Genomic DNA, 22,625 nt, shown 5'->3' on the forward strand with positions numbered 1-22,625 from the left:
TATCACACGCGCCTTTCGGGACGATCCGCGTCCTTGCACCAGTCTAAGAAGACTCTCATCGCCCACAGCTCGACAAAGCCTGCGAGCTTCGGCAGGGTGGAAGGCGTGGGAGGACAATCGAAGATTCTCGGCTGGGTGATCGCCGGACTCATCGTCGTGCTCGCGGCTCTGACGATCATCATCGTCCGCAGCACCGCCCAACCGGAGCCTCCCGATCTCACCCCTGTCGAGGTCACCCCCGAATCCACCGGCCCCACCGCACCCGGAGAAGCCGAACCGAACGCGGACGCCGATTCCGCCGGAACCGGACCGACCGCCTCGGCGGAAGGCGAGGAGCAGACCTCGGGTGATGGGGACCGGACCGGATCCGCAGACTTCTCCGGACCGAAGGAGATCGAGCACTCCTACGAACCCGTGCCGAATCCGCCCCGCGAAGTCCCCGACGACGATGACGACGACGATGATGACGACGCGGACGATGACGACGGCGATGACGACGGCGATGACGGCGACGACTGACCGGCGCATCCGGTTGACCGTCCAGAACCGTCTGACGATCACCGTGGCTGTCCTCTCCGTTCTCACCCTGACCATCGTCGGGCTCATCCTCTACACCGTGGAGTCGAACAACGTCGCCAGCCGCAACTCGGCCTCCATGGCGCAGGAGATCGCGGAGATGCGCTCTTTCGCGCAGAACGGGGTCGACCCAGAAACGGGCAGTCCCTTCACCTCGGTGGATCAGATCCTCGGCCAGTTCCTCGCCCAGAACCAACCCGACGAGGACGAGACGCTCTTCGCCTTCCTCACCGATGGTCGCGTGCTCTACCAGGGCGAGCCGAAGGGGCTGCTGTCCGGGTCGAGTAAGTTCGAGAAGGCCGTGGCCGGGGTCTCGGGCAAGGGCGGGCAGATCGAACTGAGCGTCGGTGACGACCGGTACGAAGGCTATGTCCTCCCGATCGCCGGAGACGCCGAGGCGGCCACCGCTCCCAGCGCAAGCGCCCAGGCGACACCCGAGGGATCGCCGACCGGACCCGAGGGCACCGACGGCGGAACGCCGGGCTCCGGTGAAGGCACGGCCGAGGTCGGCGAGGTCGACGGTGTCGGCCAGCCGAGCGGTGCGAACGGCGGCGGTGCCTTCGTCGTCGTCCACAATGTCTCGGCCAGCCAGTCCGACCTGTCCCAGATCATGCAGATATACATCGTCGTGGCCCTCGCCGCCGCCCTCCTCATCTCGGGGATCTCCTCGATCCTCGCCCGCCGCCTGCTCTACCCGGTGACCGAACTGAGGCAGACCGCCCAGTCGATCTCCGGCGGCGACCTCAGCAGTCGCCTGGTGACCAAGGGCAATGACGACATCGCAGAGCTCGGCCACACCTTCAACGACATGCTCGACCGCCTGGAGTCCGCGTTCGAGACCCAGCGTCGCTTCCTCGACGACGTCGGCCACGAGCTGCGCACCCCGTTGACGATCCTCAGCGGCCACCTCGAGACCATGGACTCCAGCGATGTCGACGACGTCGATGAAACCCGGGCGATGCTCCTCGATGAGACGGATCGGATGGGCCGCCTCGTCGAGGAGCTGCTCATCCTCGCCCGGGCCCGCCGTCCCGATTTCGTCCGCTTCGCCGAGGTGGACCTGCGTTCCCTGCTCACCGATTCGCTTGCCAAGGCCAGAGGGTTGGGAGATCGGGACTGGAGCGTCGAGGCCCCCGAATCCGTTCCCGTGCTCGCCGATCGGCAGCGACTGACCCAGGCGCTGCTGCAGCTGGCTGCCAACGCCGTCGAGCACACCGAGGACGGTCAGGCGATCACCTTCGGCGCGAGCAGCGATGAGGACCGCGTCCACATCTGGGTCCGCGACGAGGGCAGGGGAGTCCCGGACGAGATCGCCGCCGACATCTTCGACCGCTTCAGCCGCGGATCGAACGAAGGGGCGGGCTTCGGCCTCGGGCTGTCCATCATCAGAGCCATCGCCGAGGCGCACGGAGGGACCGTGGTCCTCGACCGAGTCTCCGTCGGCGCACAGTTCCGCATGATCCTGCCGAAAGGACCGAAGTGAAGAGAATTCTGCTGGCCGAAGACGAAGACCGGATCTCGGCATTCATCGCCAAGGGGCTCAGCGCCGCGGGCTTCAGCACCCAGACCGCCGCCGACGGCATCACCGCTCGAGATCTGGCCCTGACCGGAGACTTCGCTCTCCTCGTCCTCGACATCGGGCTGCCCCGCCTCGACGGGTTCGCCGTGCTCGACACCCTGCGGCGGCAGCGACCCGAGCTGCCCGTGCTCGTCCTCACCGCCCGGGACAACCCCGATGACACGATCTTCGCCCTCGAGTCCGGGGCCGTTGACTACATGATCAAGCCCTTCCGCTTCGGCGAGCTGCTGGCCAGGATCAAGCTCCGCCTCAAGGAGACCGGCACCGAGGCGGCCAGCACCGAACTGACCCGCGGGGAAGTGCGCATCGATCTGCTCAGGCGGCAGGTGTGGGTGGCCGAGCGCCTCGTCGAACTCTCCGCCAGGGAGCTGTCACTGGCGGAGATCCTGCTGAAGAACCGGGGCAAGGTGCTCTCCCGCGAGCAGCTGCTCTCCCATGTGTGGGGCTTCGACTTCGATCCCGGATCGAATGTCGTCGACGTCTACATCGGGTATCTGCGCAAGAAGCTCGGCAGCGATTTCGTCACCACCGTGCGTGGTTTCGGGTACCGGGTGGACTGACCTAAGAGACTTCTCATCCGGGTCTTAATCGCATCTTATTCCTGAGTACCAGGCTGAGATGTATGACAAGGAACCTGAGAATCGCGCTCTTCTCCCACGACTCGCTGGGACTGGGCCACATCCGCCGCAACCGGGCCCTGGCCTTCGCGCTGGCAAAGGACCTGCCCGCCCTGACCGGGCGTCTCGTAAGCGGACTGCTCATCGCCGGGAACCCCGAGGCCGCCAGGTTCGACCTCCCGGACGGCTGGGACTGGGTGATCCTGCCGGGAGTCACGCCGGCAGAGGGCGGCTACGCGCCCCGGGCGCTCGCCTCGACGATGGAGAAGCTCAGCGCCCTGCGCGCCGCAGCCATCACCGCGATCCTCGATCAGCAGCGACCCGAGCTCTTCATCGTCGACCGGCACCCCTTCGGCATCGACGGAGAACTCACCGAGGCGCTCGATCAGATGCGCGCCCACGGCTGCCGCACGGTGCTGGGACTGCGCGAGGTCCTCGACACCCCCGCAGTCATCGACGCCGAATGGAACCGAGTGGGCGGACCCGACACCGTGGCCGAGGCCTTCGACGAAGTCTGGATCTACGGCGATCCGAACGTCTACGATCCCCGGGAGACCGGCGAAGTGCCGCCGAGACTCGCCGCCATGGCCCAAAGCACCGGGTACCTCTCACAGTGCCGACCCGCCCACAGCCTGCCCGCCGACGACCTCGCCGCCCACAGCCTGCCCGCCGATGACCGCGCCGACTTTGCGGTTCCTGCCGCGCTCGAGTCCGGCCGGTTCGTCCTCACCTGCCTCGGCGGCGGATCCGACGGCGGTGCCCTTGCCCGGATCGCGGTCGAGGCCGCCGCGCCGGCCGGCCACAGCCATCTCGTCATCACCGGACCCCAGATGGACATCGCTGAGGCCGAAGCGCTCCAGCGCGACGCGGACGAATCGACCATCGTCATCCGCCACAGCGACGACGTCCCCGGACTCATCGCCCGAGCCGAAGCCGTGGTGTGCATGGGCGGATACAACACGCTCGCCGAGGTGATGGCCACCGACACCCCGGCCCTCGTCATTCCCCGCAGGGGACACCGGGCAGAACAGCCCCGACGAGCCTTCGCCCTCGCCGCAGCCGGAGCCGTCGACGCCCTCTGCCTCGACGAGGCGAACGCCGCCGCGCTGAGTGACTGGTTCGGCAGGCAGACAGAGTCCTCCATCGATCGCACCCACCTCGACCTCAGCGGCCTGTCGACGGTTCCCCGCCTGGCCGCCGATCTCCTCGCATCGGACCGCAGCGACGTCGATGCTGCCGGCACGATCGGTGTTGCCGGCGCAGTCGACGCAACCCGGACCCAGCTCGTCGAGAACTCACTTGCCCCTGTCGTCCCCGCACTGGAGGAGACCCGCCATGCCGTCTGAGACCGCACCCGCCGAGGTGGTCGAACCCACCGAAACGGCCGGCCGTCCCCGTGGCCGCCGAGCCTATGTGCTCAAAATGTACCCGCGCTTCTCCGAGACCTTCATCGTCTCCGAGATCCTCGCCCGCGAGGCCGCTGGGGAGGAGCTGATCATCTTCTCCCTGCGTCCGAGCACGGACACCCGCTTCCACCCCGAGCTCGCCCGGGTTCGGGCCCAGGTCATCCACGTCGAGCGTCCGACTTCGGCCCGCAGCTTCTGGCAGACCTGGACCGAGTGCGCCGGCCAGCCTCACCTGGCCGCATCCCTGCCGAACCACCTCGGCGAGCTGAGCGAACTCGCCCACGACGATGCGATCCAGGCTCTGCAGATCGCCCGCCTGGCACTCGCACACGAGGTCACCCACCTGCACGCGCACTTCGCCTCGGTGGCAACGACCGTGGCCAGGGCCGCCTCGGCGCTGACCGGGATTCCCTACTCCTTCACCACGCACGCGAAGGACATCTTCCACGAGGATGTCGTGCTCGCCGACCTCGCCCGGAAGACCGCCGACGCGGACCACGTGATCGCGATCAGCGAATTCAACCGGCGCTTCCTCACCTCGGTGCTCGGCCCCGAGCTCTCCGACAGACTCGTCGTCGTCCGCAACGGACTCGAACTCGATCGCTTCCCCTACCGGCCACGGGTCGGGGGAGAGGCGCAGTCCGGCCGCGACCGCGGCCCCGCCGGCTGCAGCGGCGACCCCGCGGTCACGATCCCCTCGCTGCTTGCGGTCGGTCGCCTCGTCGAGAAGAAGGGCTTCACCCACCTGCTCACCGCACTGGCGCGACTGCGCGACGCCGGCACTCCGGCAAGCCTCGACCTCGTCGGCACCGGACCTCTCGAAGGCCAACTGCGCGAGCGCATCGCCGAACTCGACCTCGGCAGACTCGTCACCCTCCACGGGGCTCTGACCCAGGCGGAGGTCCGTGACATGTTCGCCTCCCACGACCTCCTCGTCGCCCCCTTCGTCATCGGCTCCGACGGCAACGCCGACGGACTGCCCACCGTCCTCCTCGAAGGCATGGCCACCGGCATCCCATGCATCGCCGGCACCGTCACCGCCGTCCCCGAGGTCATCGACCACGATCGCACGGGGTGGCTCGTGACCGGGGACGATCCGGTCGACATCGCCGACACCATCGCCGAGGTGGTCCGCCGCATCCGCGACACCCCGGCGGTCGTGCGCGCCGTCACCGATGCCGCCCGTGAGCTCGTGAGCGCACGTCACGATTCCCGGACTCAAGCCGAGAAGCTGGCCGGCCTCGCCGATGCCGCGGCATCTGTGCCATCCGAGGCCGCAGAGTCCGCGTCATCTGCCACGGTCGCCCCCGCCCTCCCCACCATCCCTGAACTGGAGCATGTGTCATGAGAATCGCCTACGTCCTGCTCGACCCGGGCATCGGAGTCTTCGGCACGAAAGGTGCCAGCGTCCACGTCCAAGAGGTCGTCCGCACCTTCCGCGACCTCGGACACGAAGTCAGCGTCTTCTGCACCCGCACCGACGATGACGTGCCGGCCGACCTCGCCGACCTCGACGTCACCCGTCTCGCCGTCCCCTCCGGCCTCGAGGCGGGGCAGCGGGAGATCGCGCTGCTGCGCCTGTCCGACATGCTCACGGACATGGTCGTCGACATCGACTCGGGATCCGAGGCCGGCTTCGATCTCGTCTACGAACGGTACTCCCTGTTCTCCACGGCCGGTGCCCAGGTCAGCGACCGCCTCGGCGTGCCCTTGGTCCTCGAAGTCAACGCACCGCTGCTGGCCGAACAGCGTCAGCATCGCGGACTGGTCCACGGTGAGCATGCGGCGCGGGCCACCGCCGGCAGCTTCGCCGGGGCGAAGCGCATCGTGTGCGTGAGCGAACTCGTCGCCGACTGGGTGCGGCGGGACTATCCCGGACTCGCCGATGTCAACGTCGTGCCGAACGGGGTGAACACGGACCGGATCACGCCCGCGACAGGCCGCCACGACCGCCTCGGCGTGCGGCGTCCCCGCGGGGACGTGCACATCGGGTTCGTCGGCACACTCAAACCCTGGCACGGCACCGATCGCCTCATCACCGCGTGCGCCGGACTGCGCGGAAACGTCCACCTCGACATCGTCGGCCACGGTCCCGAAGCCGCGGCCCTCGAGGCACAGGCGCAGACGCTGGGAATCAGTGAGGGAGTGACCTTCCACGGTGCGCTCGCCCCCGCGGACGTGCCGGCGCGCCTGCAGGCCTTCGACATCGCGGTGGCACCCTACCCTGCAGGGGAGAACTACTTCTCCCCGCTCAAGCTCTACGAATACCTGGCTGCGGGACTGCCCATCGTCGCCTCACGGGTGGGCGCGATCCCCGGCGTGCTCGAGGGCACCGGGGCCGCGATCCTCACTGATCCGGATGACACCGCCGAACTCACCCGAGCCCTGCAGACGCTTGTCGACGACGCCGAGGTGCGCCGGGAGATGGGAGCATTCGCTCGCGCCGAGGCTCTCAGCCGCCACTCCTGGACCAGCCGGTGCCGGGACATCCTCGCCCCGTTCATCGCTGAGCCGACGACGTGCCGTGCGGACTCGGAGGCGGTGAGGACGGTATGAGCAGCAAGTCCACGCTCTCCGTATCCGCGCTGCGCCGCACCCTGCGGATCATCACCCCGCATCTCGGGCAGCACCGTTGGCTCATCATCGGCGGTCTGGCCGCGCTGCTGTGCGATGTCGTCTTCCGCATCCTCGAACCCTGGCCGATCAAGATCGCCGTGGACGCGGTCACCTCGGCGCTCGGAGCGCAGATCGGGCCCACGCTCGGCGTCGGCGGCGGGGTCGGTGCGACCCTGGCCGCCGCGGCCATCGGACTCGCCGTCATCGTCGGCGGGCGGGCCGTGTCGAACTACGCCGCGACGATCGGCTTCGCCCTCGTCGGCGCCAGAGTCGCCACCCAACTGCGCTCCCGGGTCTTCAACCATGTGCAGGCCCTGTCGCTGAGATACCACTCCCGGGCCTCGATCGGTGACACCTCCCAACGCCTCGTCGGCGACATCGGACGACTCCAAGAGGTCGCGGTCACCGCCGGCCTGCCGCTCATCGGCAATGTCATCACCCTGGCCGTGCTGCTCGTCGTCATGGTCATCCTCGACCCCGTGCTCAGCGCCATCGTGCTCGTCACCGCGGGCGTCTACGGACTGCTCTCGAAGGTCGCGACGCCGAAGATCACCCAGGCTTCGCGGTCCACGCGCAAGGGGGAGGGGCGCCTCGTCGGGTCCGCCGCCGAGGCGCTCGGAGCCATCCGCGTCGTCCAGGCCTACGGACTCGAGGGCACCGTGGCCAAGGACTTCGCCGACGGCAACGAGCGAGCACTCAAGGCCGGCGTGCGGGCACGCCGACTGGCCGCGGGACTCGAACGCTCCACCGACGTCCTCGTCGGCATCTCCCAGGCCCTCGTGCTCGCCTTCGGCAGCTGGCAGGTGCTGCGCGGGGCGATGTCCCCGGGCGACCTCGTGCTCTTCCTCCTCTACCTCAAGATCGCGATGAAGCCGTTGCGGGACATGGCCAAGTACACCGGTCGGATCGCCCGCGCCACGGCCTCGGGCGAACGGATCGCGGACCTCCTCGACGAACCGGTCGAGATCGCCGACGCTCCCGGAGCGATCGGCATGGGACCCGTGTCCGGTGACGTCGTCTTCGACCGCGTCACCTCGGCCGACGGCCACGGCACACCCCTGTTCGACGATCTCGAGCTGCTCGTCCCCGCCGGGCAGAAGATCGGGATCCTCGGGGCCTCCGGGGCAGGGAAGTCGACCCTGATGAGCTACCTGCTGAGACTCTCCCAGCCGGATTCCGGTTCGATCTTCATCGACGGCTACGACACTCGCAACGTCACCCGCTCCTCCCTGCGGTCGAACGTGTCCGTGCTCCTCCAGGAGTCCGTGCTCTTCGCCGCGAGCGTGCGGGAGAACATCCGCTACGGTCGCCTCGACGCCACCGACTCCGAGGTGGAGGCGGCGGCCCGTGCCGCCCACGCCGACGAGTTCATCCGCAGTCTGCCAGACGGCTATGACACGATCCTCGGCAACCGCGGAGACACGCTCTCCGGTGGGCAGCGGCAACGTCTGGCCATCGCCCGGGCGCTTGTCCGCAATGCCCCGATCGTCGTCTTCGACGAGGCCACCTCCGGACTCGACCCGCAGACACGATCGCAGGTCACCCGGTCCGTCTCGGCCCTGACCACGGGGAGGACGAGCATCGTCATCACTCATGACCTGTCCATGCTCCGGGATCTCGACCGAGTCGTCTGGCTCGAGGGCGGACGGATCGTCGAGGACGGTTCGCCGGATACCTTGACCCGAGACCCCCGCAGCCGTTTCGCAACTTGGGTGCGGGCCCAGGAGAACGAAACCCGGGGCACGGAGACCAATGAGGTCTCGTTCGAGGGCGACTCTCGAATGGAATCGCAGGCACAGTCGCGCAGCGAGGTGGGAGCATGAGCACCGCGAACTGCGCGCGACTGCCCTTCGTCGACGAACTTCGCTCGGCGCAGGCACTGAGCGGGTGCCTCGGGTTTCCGGTCCAACCGCAGCGGATCCGGGTCAAACCCGGCCGCAGCGCCATCGTCGCATGGCAACGGGAGGGTCGGAGCCACCTCGGCGAGTTCGAGGATTGGGGGTGGACCGCGGTCGTGACCAGCGAGGACAAGCTGGCGAACCTGCAGCGCAGGGCCGACCGGCTCGGTCAGAGCCTGACCATCCACGAAGCCGGCGACCCGCGTTCGGCCGGGGCCACCGGGGGCGTCATGCTCAGCGGCGGGCTGCTTGCCGATGCGCGCCTCGGCAAGGAGATCGCCCGTGCTCTCGGACATGTAGGAGCGGGCGAGATCGAGGTGCTCGGCTACAACCCCGGGCGCCGAGTGCTGCTCAAATACGTGCCGGCGGGAAGGGCGAATAGCGAGGGAATTCCAGGAAGCGAAGGAGGCGAGGGAGGTGTGGGAGACATAGGAGGCGCGGAAGCGCCCCGATTCGTGCGCATCGCTGCCAGATCGCAGAAGCACCTCGTCGAGACGACCGAACAGTGGACGGGCTGGAATCTGCCGACCCTGCCGGCCGCGTATCTCGGCGGCCGGCAGGCCACCGTGTGGTCGCCGTGGTGGGGCATCGGAGATCTGCTCGCCTACCCGGATCATTCCTTGGCGGAGGAGGTGGGAGTGACCATTGCCGAACTCCACCGCCACACCCCCGTCGAGGCGGTTCACCCGATCCGCACATCGCCGCTCGACCAGGTGGGGAAAGACGCAGGAGTGCTCGCAGATCTGGTGCCCGCCTATTCCGTCGTGATCGGCGAGATCGTGACAGGTCTGCAGGAGCGGCTGTCTGCTGAGGTCGAGGAACGCGTCATCCACGGTGACCTCAGTCCCGACCAGGTGCTCGTCGGTCATTCCGAGTGCCGGATCATCGACCTCGACCGAGCCGGCGTGGGCCCCATCGGCGTGGACCTCGGTCGGTGGCTCGCCTCGTGCCGGAGGAACGATCTCGGGAACCTGGAGACAGCTTTCCTCGACGGCTACCGGCAGGCCGGCGGCAGCGCAGTCGACCTCGGTGCGTGGACCGCGTGGGCGATGCTCATCACGGCGCTCGAACCCTGGCGGACCTGCGCCACGGACTGGGAGGAACAGACGGTGAGGATCATCGCCGAGGCATATGCCGAGCTGTTCGGGAGTCCCCGAGATCTCGGGAAGGCGCAGAGAGACGACACGACCACGCATCTTCAGGGGGACAAGGCCGCTGAGCGGCGGACCGAGGCGAGCCGATGAATCAGCGGATAGTCGGAGACCGGGGATTCGGGCCCGTCGGACACCCGGTAGCCGGGACAACCGGACACTGGGAAGCCGAGACAGTCGGCGACCCTGTCCCCGAGACGATCTGCATCGACGGAGAACACATGCGTGTCCGTCGCGCATGGCCGGCCGGCCGGGGACGAATCGCCGTCGAAGTCGCGACGGCCGAAGGCGGCATCCGCGCCGGGTTCCTCGGCACAGGGGAAGTCGAGGTGCTGGAGGCCGGGAGGGATCCGAAGCTGCCCGGCCTCGAACGGCTGCTCGCGGGGGAGCGGCATCGTTCTCGACCGCGCCTGATCTCGTCTCAACCGCGTCTGATCTCGCACCGGCCGGGCAAGCGCGCGGTCATCTGTCTGCCCGACGGCACCTTCGCAAAGTGCGTCCGGCGCGGGCGAGCCGACGCCATCATCGCCGGTCAGACAAGTGCCGCGGCGTTCTCGACCGGTTTCATCCTGCCGGACGTGATCAGCGCCGACGAATCGACAGTGGTGCTCAGCCGCGTGCCGGGAGTTGAACTCCACGACCCGTCCGGACTCGGAGAGAACTGGGAGCGAGCCTGGGCGCAGGCACTCGATGCGTGGACGCTCGCCGGTTCCGGATCGGAGGCCGCCTCGGCGCCCGTCCACTCACCCGACGCTGAAGTGCGCGTGCTCGAGGACTGGCGCGACCGCGCTGCCGGGCTCCTCACCAGGGTCGACGCCTCGGGATCGACTCTGCTGGATGCCGTCGATGCCCTGATTCCCGAGATCCGAGGCGAACTCCTGGACTCGGGAGCCACCACGGTGACAGCACGAAACTGGGGACCGATCCATCGGGACCTGCACGATAAGCAGATCATGTGGGATCCGGTGGCCGGGCCCGGGCTGCTCGACGTCGACACGGCCTGCCGCGGTGAGCGCGAACTCGATCTGGGCAATCTCAGCGCCCACGCTCATTGGCGCACCCACCAGGGGATCTGGTCGAAATCCCACGCCGAGGCGGTGCTCCGGGAGATCTCCCGAGCCACCTCGACGGCGGGCCTGGAACCGGCACGGGTCCGGGCGTACGAACGCGCGACGTTGGTGCGGTTGGCCTGCGTCTATGCCTTCCGTCCCCGGTGGGTCGGGAGCGTAGGACGATTGCTTGAGCTGGCACGTTGAGTCCTGTGCTCAGGCGTCATCGGCGCCTGCGGGCTCCCGGTGCACCCTCGGTCATTCACCCGTGCTGCGGCGGGCATCTCCCCAGATGTCGACTCCGCCGTTGACGGCGAACTCGTCGATGGCCGACAGCTCCGATTCGCTCAGCGGAGCCGAGTTCAGTGCCGCAGCATTGTGCTCGAGCTGATCGACGCGGCTGGCCCCGATGACCAGTGAGGACACGCGCTCATCGCGCAGCGCCCAGCTCAGCGCCATCTGCGCCAGCGACTGGCCGCGTGCGGAGGCGATGTCGTTCAGCCCGCGGATGCGTGCGAGGTTGTCTTCGGAGAGGAAGCCGTCCTTGAACGATGGGGTGCTCTTCCCGGCTCGGGAGTCCTCCGGGACTCCGCCGAGGTATTTGTCGGTGAGCAGGCCCTGGGCGAGCGGGGAGAAGGCGATGACGCCGAGGCCTTCGTCCTGTGTGGCCTCGAGCAGGCTGTCGTCCTCGATCCACCGGTTGAGCATGGAATAGGAAGGCTGGTGGATGAGCAGCGGGGTGCCGAGGTCCTTGGCGATCGCCGCGGCGCGAGCGGTGTCGGCGGCCGAATAGGACGAGATCCCCGCATAGAGTGCACGGCCCGAGCGCACAGCCGTGTCCAAGGCGCCGATGGTCTCCTCGAGCGGGGTTGAGGCGTCGGGACGGTGGGAGTAGAAGATGTCGACATAATCGAGTCCGAGCCGCGCCAGTGAAGCGTCGAGGCTGGCCAGGAGGTATTTGCGGCTGCCGCCCGGTCCGCCATAGGGCCCGGGGTGCATCGCCCAGCCGGCCTTCGTGGAGATGATGAGTTCGTCGCGGTAGGGCGCGAGGTCCTCGCGGATCAGTCGGCCGAAGTTGGTCTCGGCCGAGCCGGGAGGCGGACCGTAGTTGTTGGCTAGGTCGAAGTGTGTGATGCCGAGGTCGAAGGCCCGGCGAACGATGTCACGCTGATTCTGGAAGGCGACATCGTCACCGAAGTTGTGCCACAGCCCCAGCGACAGGGACGGGAGCACAAGGCCGGATCGGCCGACGGGACGGTAGGGCATCGAATCGTAGCGGTCGGCGGCGGCTTGGTACACGGTCTCTCCCAGTGAAGCGGGTGGTGGACAGGTTCGGATTCAGCTTAAAGGACGAGCGGAGTGCATACGGATCAACGGTGCCGCGGACCCGGCCGCCGACACGTCCACTGTCAGTTCATCGCGCCTCTGTCCGGGTCTTCGTCCGGTGCCTGCGCACGGCATCGCGATTGGCACACCGCACCGAGCAGTAGCGCTGTCGACCGTTGCGGGTGACATCGACGACGACGTTCGCGCAGGGGTCGGCGGGGGACTCGCCGGCGGCGCAGCGACGCAGACGCTGCATGCCGCGGGTACTCAGGTGCAGTGCGGTGCCGACGCAGATGACGGCCCGCAGGACGTGGGCGATGGATTGGTCCTCATCCCGGTAGTGCAGGTGCCAGCCCTCGTCATCGTGATCAACGAGTCGCGGATAGGCCGCGGCATCGGCCATGATCGCGTTGAGCATTTCGGCTCGACGTGCGGGATCCTTCGTGTCGACGACGGCCAGCCATTCGTCGATGACGGCGCGAGTGTCGGCGACCTCGGTGGGGGTGCGGGTGAACCCCATCGTCATCCCGAACTCACGGGTCCGTGACTCGATCTCTTCACGGTCGGGTGGCCAGTCATTGGCCAGGGAGGCCGCGAGGAGCATCGCATATTCTCCGTAAGGGTTGAGTTGCATAAGACCATTACATCAGGGTTGAGTCATGGACACCAGACCGGATTCCCCTGCAGCCGAGCCCGCCACCGAGCCCACTGTCGATATCGGTGACGACCGAACCCGTCGTCCGGACCGCCGTGGGCATCCGATGCCCTGCGGCGAAGATTCGACGCCGCCCTGCGAACACGGATGGTCCGTGGAATCGCGGCACCCCACCTCGATCGGTCTCGTGCTCTACGTCCGCTGTCTGCGCTGTGGGGTCCGCCGCGTCGACGTGCAGGAGCATGTGCAGGTGGTCCCGCACGCGTTGAGCGCAGAGATCGACTCTCGGTAGGGCTGTGATCTTCTGCCGGAGTGGTCGGTGTCGCTGAACTCCGCCCGGCCGGTCCGGTCTCACCCTGGGTGCGACGGCCGGTGCCCAGAGGCGTATCGTTGCCCCGGTGATTGGCTCAACCGCATACCTCGTCATCCTCCTCTTCGCCTCGATCGCGCTGCTCATCCTCCTCATCAACTGGAAGACGAAGCTGCATCCCTTCCTGGCCCTGCTCATCACCTCAGCGGTGACCGCATTCGCCGCCGGCGAGGAGCTGGGCAAGATCCCCGAGACGCTCATCGCCGGTGCCGGGGACACCCTCGGCGAAACAGGTGTGGTGGTCGCCCTGGGCGCGATGCTCGGACGCCTGCTGGCCGACAGCGGAGCCATCCAGAGGATCGCGAATCTCGTCATCGAGCACTCCTCGCCGAAGGCAGCGCCGTGGATCATGACCGGCGTGGCCTTCATCATCGGCATCCCGATGTTCTTCGAGGTCGGCCTCGTCGTGCTCATTCCCGTCATCTACGCGGTGGCTTCGCAGCTGGAGCAGAAGACCGGGCAGAAGAAGCTCTGGTATCTGCGCATCCTCGTCCCCGCGATCGCCGCACTCGCCTGCCTGCACGGGATGGTCCCGCCGCACCCCGGACCGCTCATCGCCGTCTCCGGACTCGGCGCCAATGTGGGAATGACGATCGGGCTGGGCCTCGTCTGCGCGATCCCGACCGTGATCCTCGCCGGGCCGGTCTACGCCCGCTGGATCGCCCCGCGGGTGGCCCTCGAGCCGAGCGCGGATCTCATCGACCAGTACACGGGCCAGCGCGCCGAGGCGACCGACCGTCCCCTGCGCACGATTCCCATCTGGCTCGCCTTCGTCACGGTCCTCGTCCCGGTCGTGCTCATGCTCGTGCACACCGTCGTTCAGCTGATCGCGCCTGACTCCTCCTTCGAACCCATCGCCGAGGTGCTCGGCAATCCCGTCATCGCGATGCTCGCCGGCGTGATCTTCGCCGCCATCGCCCTGGGCTGGACCTCGGGGATGGGTGGGGAGCGCATCCGCAGCTCCTTCGGCGACAGCCTCAAGTCCATCGCCGGCGTCATCCTCATCATCGGCGGCGGAGGTGCCTTCAACGAGGTGCTGGGGGACTCGGGGATCGGAGACGCCGTGGTCGGAGCCACCTCCCACCTGGACATGAACCTCGTCCTCCTCGGCTGGTTCATCGGCATCCTGCTCTCCTTCGCCACGGGCTCGGCGACGGTGGGAATCACCTCGGCGACCGGCATCGTCGCCCCGCTCATCGGCGACCATTCCTCCGCCTACATCTCCCTCGTCGTCATCGCGATCGGCTCGGGCTCGATCGGCCTCAACTGGGTCAATCACGCCGGTTTCTGGTTCGTCAAGGAGAGCTTCGGCATGACGCTCGGGCAAGCGACGAAGACCCACATGATGGTCCAGACTCTCGTGAGCGTCTTCGGCCTGATCTTCGCCTTCCTGCTCTCGCTGCTCTTCGTCTGAGGCGAGGGTTGGTAGACTCGGCTGCATGTCGAGTCCCGAGTCAGACAAGTCGGGGGCTGCCGGTCACGCCGCCAGCCCCGTCGACCACTAGTCGCGACGCCTGCGTTCTGCGCAGGATCAGTACGGACCGACACGGGTGTTGGCCGTGGTGACAAGAAGCACCAGTTCTTGATCTCTCACCTCGGAGTACTCGATGCCTTTTGCCCTCTACATTCTTGCCCTGGCAGTCTTCGTCATGGGCACCTCGGAATTCATGCTCGCGGGTCTGCTTCCTGCGATCGCAGTCGAACTCGACGTCTCAGTCGGCACGGCAGGCCTACTGAGCTCGGCCTATGCCGTCGGAATGGTTATCGGCGCGCCGACGATGGCGGCATTCGCGCGCCGATGGCCACCCCGGCTGACTTTGATAGCCTGCCTGCTCGTCTTTGGCGGAAGCCATGTCGTCGGTGCCCTGACGTCGGTGTTCCCTCTGCTGGTCGTCACTCGTGTGCTGAGTGCCTTCGCGAATGCGGGGTTCCTCGCAGTTGCTCTGAACACGGCGACCGCTCTGGTACCAGATAATCTCAAGGGACGTGCGCTGTCTATCCTGCTTTCCGGTACGACGCTCGCCACAATCGCAGGCGTCCCCGCAGGCTCATTGCTCGGAACCGCTTTGGGGTGGCGGTCGACGTTCTGGTCGATCGCCGTCCTCTGCGTCGTTGCGGCGATCGGAATCATCCGTGGCGTCGCCGACGGTATCGGCCGGTCCGCCGAAGGCGCCGCCCCGTCGAGGCTGCTCGGCGAACTCGGCCAGTTGGTGACACCGCGACTTGCCGTAGCTATGACGCTTGGGGCTCTGGCCAACGGCGGCACTTTCGCGGCCTTCACGTTCCTAGCGCCGGTTGTCACTGGTTCTGCCGGTCTCGCTGAGGTCTGGGTCTCTGTCGTACTGATGGTGTTTGGTGTCGGGTCGTTCCTCGGAGTCACCGCTGCCGGACGCCTTTCCGACCGATGGCCCGGCCGAGTGCTCATCGTCGGCGGTCCGCTTCTTTTGGCGGGCTGGATTGTCTTGGCGCTGTCTGCATCGCACCCAGGCGCGCTGATCGTACTTGTGTTCTTTCAGGGAGTCATTTCATTCGCCCTCGGGAGCACCGTGATTACTCGAGTCATGTATGCCGCTTCGGCCGCTCCGACGATGGGTGGTTCCTATGCGACGGCATCGCTCAATGTCGGAGCCGCAGCCGGGCCTGTCCTTGGTGCGATCGGTCTCTCTGCTGGGTTGGGGCTTCTCGCGCCCGTCTGGGTCGCCTCGGTGCTGACTGCGATCGCTCTTGTCGTCATGCTCCTGTTCAGGCGCGTCATTGTGCTGAGGGATACGTAGAAGATGCGGACCCGACACCTTGCTTGTGCAGGATCGGCCTGAGGTCCAGTGCTGGCGCTCGCTGCCGTGCCGTCGATCAACGCGGCTGTCGTTTTGCGCGGTTTAGCCGATCACCGTCTCAGTGGGTCAACGCGGAGCTCGAAAAAGTCGTCGCCAGTGACGACTTTTTCTGATTCCGCAATGACTGAGCATGCGGAGCGAAAATGCAGTCGCTGCGACGGGCCGGCCGTCTCGGTCCATAGTTCCGTCGTCAACATCGTCTCCCGAGACGTTGTCCTCGACGGAACTGTGGATCGAGGGGCTCTGCGGCACGCGTGATACTTGCGTGAAGCACATAAAGTAGACCAGTGGTCTTGATTTCGGGTGTGTCCTGTGTCTCAATGGTGGAGTGACGAAATTCCACTCCATTCGGGATCAGCTCCTCGACCGGCTCGAAGGCATGGCCGCCGGTGAGCAGTTCCCGCCCGAACGCCAGCTCGCCGAAACGCTGGGCATCTCGCGGATGACCTTGCGCCGGGCCATCGACGAGCTCGTGGCCAAGGGTGTGGTCAGGCGACGTCACGGTGCCGGCGTCTTCGCCCTCGGTCCGAAGCTCGATCAGCCGCTGGCCGCGAGCTCCTTCACCGAGGACATGCTCGCCCGCGGCATGCGCCCCGGCTCCCGAGTCCTCAGCTTCGAGACCACGCCCGCCGGCGCGCACATCGCCCGCAGACTCCACCTCGCCGAAGGCGCCGAGGTGGTCACGGTGCTCCGTCTCCGCCTGGCCGACGACGAACCGCTTGCGCTCGAGGAACTCCACGTTCCCGCAGCGCTCGTGCCCGGTCTCAGTGCCGAAGACCTCGAGAACAAGTCCTTCTACGATCTGCTGCGCGAACGCTTCGGCATCGCGCTCAGCCGCAGCGTGCAGACGATCGAGCCCTCCCTCGTCGACGCCGACGAAGCCAAGGAGCTCGAGGTCGAGGAAGGCTCCCCGGCCCTGCTGTTCGAGCGCACCTCCCGCAACGCCGAGGGAGTGCCCGTCGAATTCGTCCGCTCCGTCTACCGCGGGGACCGCTACAAGATCCGCACCGAACTCACCGTCCCCGAACGTGCCGCCGAATCAACCGTCCCCGATCGCACCGTCGGAGGCACCCCATGATCATCGCCGGCCTGATGACGGGAACCTCCGCCGACGGTCTCGACCTGGTCCTCGCCGAATTCACCCTCGACCCCGACACCATCCCTAACAGCGCAATCGACACCATCCCCAACAGCGCCCCCACCCTGGCCGTGCGCATCCTCGCCGAACGCGAGATCCCCTTCGACGCCTCCCTCCACAGCGACATCCTCCGCCTCCTCGAACCCCGCGACCTCGCCCTCTCTCTGGTCAGCGACATCGACGGCCGACTCGGCAGATTCTTCGCCGAGGCGCTCGCCGTGTTCTGCCGTGACACGGGCATCACCCCCGACCTCGTCGTCTCCCACGGGCAGACCGTCCGCCACGACATCACCGAGGGACTGGTCACCTCGACCCTCCAGCTCGGCCAGCCCGCCTTCCTCGCCGAGGCGGTCGGTGCCCCCGTGCTCTCCGACGTCCGCGCCCGCGACGTCGCCGCCGGCGGCCAGGGCGCACCGCTCGTCGGGATCCTCGACGGCCTCCTCCTCGGCGAGGTCGAGACACCGACTGCGCTGCTCAACCTCGGCGGCATCGCGAACATCACCGTCATCTTCCCGGGCAAGGATCCGATCGCCTTCGACACCGGTCCGGCCAACGCACTCATCGACATCCTCGCCCGCCGCATTACCGGAGGCCGGGAGAGCTTCGACCGCGACGGCGAATTCGCCGCGGCCGGCACCGTCGACGAAGGGCTCCTCACGGACCTGCTCGCCGAGCCCTACTACTCGCAGCCGACCCCGAAATCCACCGGCAAGGAACTCTTCCACGCGGAGTACCTCGACGGTTTCCTCGCAGCCCACCCCCACCTCGGCGAATATGATGCGATCGCCACGGTGACCGCGCTGACCGCGCGCACCGTCGCCGAGGCGTGCCGCGCACACGGCGTCACCTCGGTCATCGCCTCGGGAGGTGGGACCCGGAATCCGGTGCTCATGCGTGAACTGGGGCACCACCTCGGCGCGGGTGCCGATGGTGGTCCGGGTCCTGGTGCCGGCCCAAGCGCCGGTCCGGGTCCCGGCCCAAGCACCGGTCCCGGTGCGAGTGCAGGCACGGTGCTGCGCACGACCGACGAGGCGCTCGGGTTGCCCGAAGGCAGCAAGGAAGCCCTGCTCATGGCTCTGCTCGGCTGGCTGAGCTGGCACGGACTGACCGGCACCGAACCGAGCCTGACCGGGGCCGCGCACCCGAGCATCGCCGGTCGCTTCACCCCGGGCCGCGGCGGGCTGAGACTTCCCGAACCGCTGCGAACACGGCCCACCCGACTGCGGATCCTGCCGTGAGCGCGACCCGCCCCGCCCGAGCGTCTGCGGTCGGCCGCTCCGTCCGCACGCCCCGCCCCGAACACCGCAACCCTCGATACGAACCCCCGATGAAGGAGTGACAATGCAGATCATCGACCTCTTGGTAATCGTGGCCTATCTCGCCGCAACGGCGTGGCTGGGACTGGCCCTGAGCGGCAAACAGAAGAACCTCAAAGGCTACTTCCTCGGTTCCCGCACCCTGCCCTGGTGGGCGGTGTGCATGTCCGTGGTCGCCACGGAGACGAGCGCACTGACGGTGATCGGGATCCCCGTGATGAGCTACCTCGGCGATCTCAACTACCTGCAGCTGGGCTTCGGCTACATCCTCGGCCGCGTCGTCGTGGCCTTCTTCATGCTCCCGCGCTACTACGACGGTGAGATGGTCACCGCATACGCCTACCTGGGCAAACGCTTCGGCACCTCGACGCAGACGACCGCGGGTGTGACCTTCCTCTTCACCCGTCTGCTCGCCGACGGCATCCGGGTGCTCGCCTGCGCCATCCCCGTCAAGGTCATCCTCGACGGGCTCGGCATCCACACGAACTACTTCGTCATCATCGTCATCCTCGCCGTGGTCACGATCGCCTACACCTTCATCGGCGGTATCAAGGCCGTAGTCTGGGTCGACGTCGCCCAGATGTTCCTCTACGTCGTCGGCGGACTGCTCACGATCATCGTCATCTCCACGGCGCTGGGCGGCGGATGGCTCGCCGAGGCGGCCGATGCCGGCAAGCTCAACATCTTCGTCTTCGAGGGCAACCCGATCTCCGCGGATGCTTCGTTCATCCCCTCCTTCCTCGGCGGTTCGGTGTTCGCGATGGCCTCCCACGGCTCCGACCAGCTCATCGTCCAGCGGCTGCTCTCCTGCCGCTCGAAGGTCGAGGCGCAGAAGGCGCTCATCTGGTCCGGTGTCGTGGTCGTCATCCAGTTCGCGATCTTCCTCGCCGTCGGACTCGCCCTGTGGGCCTACTACGATCACGCCCTGCCGGCCGACCTCGGCCTGACCCGCGACGACGAGATCTTCCCCCGCTTCATCATCGAAGGCCTCCCGGCAGGCATCTCGGGACTGCTGCTGGCAGGAATCCTGGCTGCCGCGATGTCGACGCTGTCGTCCTCGCTCTCGGCACTGTCGTCCTCGACGGTCAACGACGTCTACGCCCGGCTGAAGAAGACGCCGATGACCGATGCGCAGGGCTTCAAGGTCGGCCGCTGGGCGACGATCGGCTGGGGCATCGCCTTCATCCTCCCGGCCACGGTCTTCGAATCCGACTCCGGCAACATCGTCATCCTCGCCCTCGGCATCGCCGGCATCACCTACGGCGGTCTGCTCGGAGCGTTCGTCTTCGGCATCATCAACAAACGCGCCAGCGCCGTCGACGCGAACATCTCCTTCGCCTTGGCGATCGCGGTCAACGCCTTCTTCTTCGTCATGGAGAAGTACGTGACCGGCGAGGTGTGGGTCGCCTGGCAGTGGTACCCGCTGCTCGGCGTCATCGTCATGATGGTCATCGGCGGACTCCTGTCCCTGCGCCACCCGGCCGCATCGTCGGGGGCAGCCACCACCGCCGAGGTGGAAGGCAGTCGACGCTGATGGCCCAGTCCCAGCCCCGGCTGTCCCCGACGGAGCGGCGCAACCCGGCCAGTGCCGGCCTCGACGAGCTCGACACCCTCGGCGTCCTCGAAATCCTCAACTCCGAGGATCGGGTCGTCATCGATGCCGTAGCCGCGGCGTTGCCGCAGCTCGCCGAACTCGTCGACACGAGCGCGACACGGATGCGCCGAGGCGGCAGGGTCCACTACTTCGGCGCGGGCACCTCGGGCCGCCTCGGCGTCCTCGATGCCAGCGAGCTGCTGCCGACGTTCAACCTCGAACCGGGTCGGGTCGTCGGGCACATCGCCGGCGGACAGGCGGCCCTGGTCAATGCGGTCGAGAACGCCGAGGACTCCGAGGCCGACGGGCGCGCGGCCGGGGGAGGGCTGGGGCCCGACGATGTGGCGATCGGCATCGCCGCGAGCGGTTCGACGCCCTACGTCCGCGGTGCCCTCGAGGCCGCCCGAGCCGGCGGCGCCCACACCGTGCTCATCTCGAACAATCCGCATGCCCCTGTCGCCGAGGCGGCCGCCGCCCACATCGTCCTCGACACCGGCCCCGAAGTGATCACCGGCTCGACGCGGCTCAAGGCCGGCACCGCGCAGAAGCTCACCCTCAACGGCTTCTCCACCGCGCTCATGGTCGCCCTCGGCCGGACCTGGGACAACCTCATGGTCTCGGTCGTCGCGACGAACGAGAAGCTGCGCGAACGGACCGTGCGCATCCTCCGTGAAGCCACCGACCTCGACGATGCGGAGGCTCGCACCCTGCTCGAGAGCTGCGACGGAGACCTCAAGGCGGCCCTCGTCGTCTCCTTCGCCGAGGTGGCCCCCGCCGCGGCGGCCGCACAGCTGAGTGCGCATGACGGCTCGGTCAAGGCCGCGATCGCGGCGGTCATCGGAGCGAATACCTCGGAGAGTGACCTCCGGACCGCCGGCCGTAGGCCGGATCGGTCGGGTCCGGGTACCGTGGGCGCATGACCCTCATTCTCGGCGTCGACATCGGCGGCACCGGCAGTCGAGCCGCGCTCGGAGAGGTCGCTGAGGTTGCCGGCCGGCCCGGCAGTGTCGACGGCGAGTCCCGCAGCGATCCGGGCGTGATTGCAGGCGCGGATTCCGGTCCGCGCGTCATCGACCAGCTCAGCGGAGCCCGCATCGAGATCGGGCCGAGCGGCAGCACCGTCCTCGACGTGGTGCGGGAACTCGTGAGGTCGGCCGCGCAGATCTGGACCGATCGCTTTTCTGAGGTCCGCGGCATCGGCATCGGAGCAACCGGTATCGCTTCTCTTGCCGAGGACCCCTCCGGTGTCCTCGCCGACATCACTGCCGAATTCGGCGTGCCGGCAGTCGCAGCCATCGACGCAGTGACCGCCCATCTGGGTGCCCTGAGCGGAACAGGTGGGGCGATCACCGTGCTCGGCACCGGCGCGATCGCCGTCGCCCACCCGGGGGCCGACGAGGAGGGTATGTGGTCGGCCGACTGGTCGCGAGCCGATGGGTGGGGTCACCTCTTCGGAGACCGCGGGGGAGGAGCCTGGCTGGGCCGCTACGGCCTCGAACTCGCTCTGCGCACTCATGACGGAATCGACGAACACGGACGCGCATTGCTCGAGGCGGCGACGCGACGTTTCGGTCCGCCCGCCTCGTGGCCGGGCCGGTTCTACACGCGGGGCGACCGTGCCGGCCTGCTCGCTGACTTCGCCGTCGACATCGCCGGAACCGCCCGCTCCGGTGACGGAGCCTCGGCCGAGCTACTCCGCCGGGCGGGACAAGAAGCGGCCCGCAGTGCCGTCGCCGCAGCCAGCGTCCGGTCCGTCGGCCCGCCCGTGCGCATCGCGCTCACCGGGGGAGTAGTGGCCGCGGGCAGCCAACTTGTCGAGGGGTTCCGGACCGAAGCCGCACGTCTGCACCCGAACATCACTCTCGTCGCCCCGGCCGGGGGACCAGTCGAAGGCGCACTCGCGCTGGGCCACCTCGGTGCGGGTGGGAAACTGCGTGCGCAGGAACGAATCGTCTGGACCTGAGACGGACTACGACTCGGCCGCCCGCACCATGCGGATCTCCCGGACCCCGTCGTAGTCGTCGGTCTTGACGGAGCCGTCGGGCACGAAGCCGTTCTTCCGGTAGAACGCCTGGGCGTGCGGATTGGGGTCGGCGACCCACAGGTGGCAGGCGGTGCCGGATTCGACGACCAAGTCGAGAAGTCCCTGACCGGCGCCCGATCCCTGGACGGCCCGGTAGGTGTAGAGAATGAAGAGCTCGCGTTCATCGGGTCGGTCGTCATCGCGCGAAGGACCGGACATGGCCACGCCGACGATGCGGCCGTCCTGGTCGGCGACCGCGCAGGTGTGCGTCCGCTGGTGGTCCTCGTCGAGTGCCCTCGTCCACATCTGCCGACGCTGGTCGAGAGCGGCAGGGTCGTCGAGGAGTTCATCGGGCATGAGACCGCGGTAGGTCTCCTCCCAGCTGTCGACGTGGACGCGCGCCATCCCGTCGACGTCGGCGCTGACTGCGGGGCGGACTGCAGGTGTCATGACACGACTCTACGCCAGGACGCCGTG

General features: G+C 67.8%; 20 protein-coding genes. 17 read left to right on the forward strand and 3 right to left on the reverse strand.

Annotated features, from left to right (window positions below; genetic code table 11):
- Window positions 1-105: 105 nt before the first annotated feature.
- From ACH82I_RS13910 to ACH82I_RS13950, 9 genes are all read left to right on the forward strand, one after another.
- The gene (locus tag ACH82I_RS13910) at window positions 106-519 is read left to right on the forward strand and encodes a hypothetical protein (protein WP_413333439.1); all 414 of its coding nucleotides are present in this window, start codon (window positions 106-108) and stop codon (window positions 517-519) included.
- A complete protein-coding gene (locus ACH82I_RS13915) occupies window positions 461-2,059 on the forward strand; it encodes a sensor histidine kinase (RefSeq protein WP_413333441.1) in 1,599 nt (532 codons plus the stop codon). The genes ACH82I_RS13910 and ACH82I_RS13915 overlap by 59 nt, the downstream gene beginning before the upstream one ends.
- A complete protein-coding gene (locus tag ACH82I_RS13920) occupies window positions 2,056-2,715 on the forward strand; it encodes a response regulator transcription factor (RefSeq protein WP_230744447.1) in 660 nt (219 codons plus the stop codon). The genes ACH82I_RS13915 and ACH82I_RS13920 overlap by 4 nt, the downstream gene beginning before the upstream one ends.
- A 62-nt stretch (window positions 2,716-2,777) precedes the next feature.
- Window positions 2,778-4,118, forward strand: coding sequence for a glycosyltransferase family protein (locus ACH82I_RS13925; protein WP_413333443.1), 1,341 nt, complete (start codon window positions 2,778-2,780; stop codon window positions 4,116-4,118).
- Entirely contained in the window at window positions 4,108-5,526 is a 1,419-nt protein-coding gene (locus tag ACH82I_RS13930; RefSeq protein ID WP_230744449.1) for a glycosyltransferase family 4 protein, read from the forward strand. Before ACH82I_RS13925 ends, ACH82I_RS13930 begins: the two co-directional genes overlap by 11 nt.
- Window positions 5,523-6,734, forward strand: coding sequence for a glycosyltransferase family 4 protein (locus ACH82I_RS13935; protein ID WP_413333445.1), 1,212 nt, complete (start codon window positions 5,523-5,525; stop codon window positions 6,732-6,734). Before ACH82I_RS13930 ends, ACH82I_RS13935 begins: the two co-directional genes overlap by 4 nt.
- Window positions 6,731-8,617, forward strand: a complete 1,887-nt coding sequence (locus tag ACH82I_RS13940; RefSeq protein ID WP_413333447.1) for an ABC transporter ATP-binding protein — start codon at window positions 6,731-6,733, stop codon at window positions 8,615-8,617. Before ACH82I_RS13935 ends, ACH82I_RS13940 begins: the two co-directional genes overlap by 4 nt.
- Window positions 8,614-9,936, forward strand: coding sequence for a phosphotransferase family protein (locus ACH82I_RS13945; protein ID WP_413333449.1), 1,323 nt, complete (start codon window positions 8,614-8,616; stop codon window positions 9,934-9,936). Before ACH82I_RS13940 ends, ACH82I_RS13945 begins: the two co-directional genes overlap by 4 nt.
- Before the next feature lie 128 nt (window positions 9,937-10,064).
- Entirely contained in the window at window positions 10,065-11,099 is a 1,035-nt protein-coding gene (locus tag ACH82I_RS13950) for a phosphotransferase (protein ID WP_413333451.1), read from the forward strand.
- 51 nt (window positions 11,100-11,150) lie between these two features.
- Here the strand turns inward: ACH82I_RS13950 and mgrA are convergent, their stop codons facing one another.
- Window positions 11,151-12,191: an L-glyceraldehyde 3-phosphate reductase gene (gene mgrA / locus ACH82I_RS13955; RefSeq protein WP_413333453.1), complete on the reverse strand. Its 1,041-nt coding sequence runs from the start codon at window positions 12,189-12,191 to the stop codon at window positions 11,151-11,153.
- Between the two features lie 115 nt (window positions 12,192-12,306).
- Window positions 12,307-12,852, reverse strand: a complete 546-nt coding sequence (locus ACH82I_RS13960) for a CGNR zinc finger domain-containing protein (RefSeq protein ID WP_413333455.1) — start codon at window positions 12,850-12,852, stop codon at window positions 12,307-12,309.
- 25 nt (window positions 12,853-12,877) lie between these two features.
- Here ACH82I_RS13960 and ACH82I_RS13965 point away from each other — a divergent pair, with 25 nt between their 5' ends.
- The 8 genes from ACH82I_RS13965 to ACH82I_RS14000 all read left to right on the forward strand — a co-directional run bounded on the left by ACH82I_RS13965 (window position 12,878) and on the right by ACH82I_RS14000 (window position 22,088).
- On the forward strand, window positions 12,878-13,165 hold the full coding sequence (locus ACH82I_RS13965; protein ID WP_413333457.1) for a hypothetical protein: 288 nt from the start codon (window positions 12,878-12,880) through the stop codon (window positions 13,163-13,165).
- A 106-nt stretch (window positions 13,166-13,271) separates the two neighbouring features.
- Window positions 13,272-14,657: a GntP family permease gene (locus tag ACH82I_RS13970; RefSeq protein WP_413333458.1), complete on the forward strand. Its 1,386-nt coding sequence runs from the start codon at window positions 13,272-13,274 to the stop codon at window positions 14,655-14,657.
- A 193-nt stretch (window positions 14,658-14,850) separates the two neighbouring features.
- Window positions 14,851-16,017: a Cmx/CmrA family chloramphenicol efflux MFS transporter gene (locus tag ACH82I_RS13975; RefSeq protein WP_230744457.1), complete on the forward strand. Its 1,167-nt coding sequence runs from the start codon at window positions 14,851-14,853 to the stop codon at window positions 16,015-16,017.
- Between the two features lie 388 nt (window positions 16,018-16,405).
- Window positions 16,406-17,155 carry a GntR family transcriptional regulator gene (locus ACH82I_RS13980; RefSeq protein ID WP_413333460.1) on the forward strand — a complete coding sequence of 250 codons (750 nt, stop codon included), beginning with the start codon at window positions 16,406-16,408 and terminating at the stop codon, window positions 17,153-17,155.
- Window positions 17,152-18,453, forward strand: a complete 1,302-nt coding sequence (locus ACH82I_RS13985) for an anhydro-N-acetylmuramic acid kinase (protein WP_413333462.1) — start codon at window positions 17,152-17,154, stop codon at window positions 18,451-18,453. The genes ACH82I_RS13980 and ACH82I_RS13985 overlap by 4 nt, the downstream gene beginning before the upstream one ends.
- Before the next feature lie 103 nt (window positions 18,454-18,556).
- Window positions 18,557-20,065 carry a sodium:solute symporter gene (locus tag ACH82I_RS13990; RefSeq protein ID WP_413333464.1) on the forward strand — a complete coding sequence of 503 codons (1,509 nt, stop codon included), beginning with the start codon at window positions 18,557-18,559 and terminating at the stop codon, window positions 20,063-20,065.
- Complete coding sequence (gene murQ / locus ACH82I_RS13995; RefSeq protein WP_413333466.1) at window positions 20,065-21,045, forward strand: N-acetylmuramic acid 6-phosphate etherase; 981 nt, start codon at window positions 20,065-20,067, stop codon at window positions 21,043-21,045. Before ACH82I_RS13990 ends, murQ begins: the two co-directional genes overlap by 1 nt.
- Window positions 21,042-22,088 (forward strand): BadF/BadG/BcrA/BcrD ATPase family protein, encoded by a 1,047-nt coding sequence (locus ACH82I_RS14000; RefSeq protein ID WP_413333468.1) that lies wholly within the window; start codon window positions 21,042-21,044, stop codon window positions 22,086-22,088. The genes murQ and ACH82I_RS14000 overlap by 4 nt, the downstream gene beginning before the upstream one ends.
- Window positions 22,089-22,094: 6 nt before the next feature.
- On the opposite strand, the gene ACH82I_RS14005 is transcribed toward ACH82I_RS14000, so the two are convergent.
- Window positions 22,095-22,598 carry an N-acetyltransferase family protein gene (locus ACH82I_RS14005; protein WP_413333470.1) on the reverse strand — a complete coding sequence of 168 codons (504 nt, stop codon included), beginning with the start codon at window positions 22,596-22,598 and terminating at the stop codon, window positions 22,095-22,097.
- Between the last annotated feature and the right edge of the window lie 27 nt (window positions 22,599-22,625).

Source organism: Brevibacterium sp. GP-SGM9, from assembly GCF_047300845.1.
Taxonomy (GTDB): domain Bacteria; phylum Actinomycetota; class Actinomycetes; order Actinomycetales; family Brevibacteriaceae; genus Brevibacterium.

Excerpts from the sequence above, each read along its gene's own strand:
- ACH82I_RS13940 (WP_413333447.1), top strand. The coding sequence starts at position 6,731 with ATGAGCAGCAAGTCCACGCTCTCCGTATCCGCGCTGCGCCGCACCCTG.
- ACH82I_RS13965 (WP_413333457.1), top strand. The coding sequence starts at position 12,878 with ATGGACACCAGACCGGATTCCCCTGCAGCCGAGCCCGCCACCGAGCCC.
- ACH82I_RS13950 (WP_413333451.1), top strand. The coding sequence starts at position 10,065 with ATGCGTGTCCGTCGCGCATGGCCGGCCGGCCGGGGACGAATCGCCGTC.
- ACH82I_RS13990 (WP_413333464.1), top strand. The coding sequence starts at position 18,557 with ATGCAGATCATCGACCTCTTGGTAATCGTGGCCTATCTCGCCGCAACG.
- ACH82I_RS13975 (WP_230744457.1), top strand. The coding sequence starts at position 14,851 with ATGCCTTTTGCCCTCTACATTCTTGCCCTGGCAGTCTTCGTCATGGGC.
- ACH82I_RS14005 (WP_413333470.1), bottom strand. The coding sequence starts at position 22,598 with ATGACACCTGCAGTCCGCCCCGCAGTCAGCGCCGACGTCGACGGGATG.
- ACH82I_RS13925 (WP_413333443.1), top strand. The coding sequence starts at position 2,778 with ATGACAAGGAACCTGAGAATCGCGCTCTTCTCCCACGACTCGCTGGGA.
- ACH82I_RS14000 (WP_413333468.1), top strand. The coding sequence starts at position 21,042 with ATGACCCTCATTCTCGGCGTCGACATCGGCGGCACCGGCAGTCGAGCC.
- ACH82I_RS13945 (WP_413333449.1), top strand. The coding sequence starts at position 8,614 with ATGAGCACCGCGAACTGCGCGCGACTGCCCTTCGTCGACGAACTTCGC.
- ACH82I_RS13985 (WP_413333462.1), top strand. The coding sequence starts at position 17,152 with ATGATCATCGCCGGCCTGATGACGGGAACCTCCGCCGACGGTCTCGAC.
- ACH82I_RS13935 (WP_413333445.1), top strand. The coding sequence starts at position 5,523 with ATGAGAATCGCCTACGTCCTGCTCGACCCGGGCATCGGAGTCTTCGGC.
- ACH82I_RS13915 (WP_413333441.1), top strand. The coding sequence starts at position 461 with ATGATGACGACGCGGACGATGACGACGGCGATGACGACGGCGATGACG.
- ACH82I_RS13960 (WP_413333455.1), bottom strand. The coding sequence starts at position 12,852 with ATGCAACTCAACCCTTACGGAGAATATGCGATGCTCCTCGCGGCCTCC.
- ACH82I_RS13930 (WP_230744449.1), top strand. The coding sequence starts at position 4,108 with ATGCCGTCTGAGACCGCACCCGCCGAGGTGGTCGAACCCACCGAAACG.
- murQ (WP_413333466.1), top strand. The coding sequence starts at position 20,065 with ATGGCCCAGTCCCAGCCCCGGCTGTCCCCGACGGAGCGGCGCAACCCG.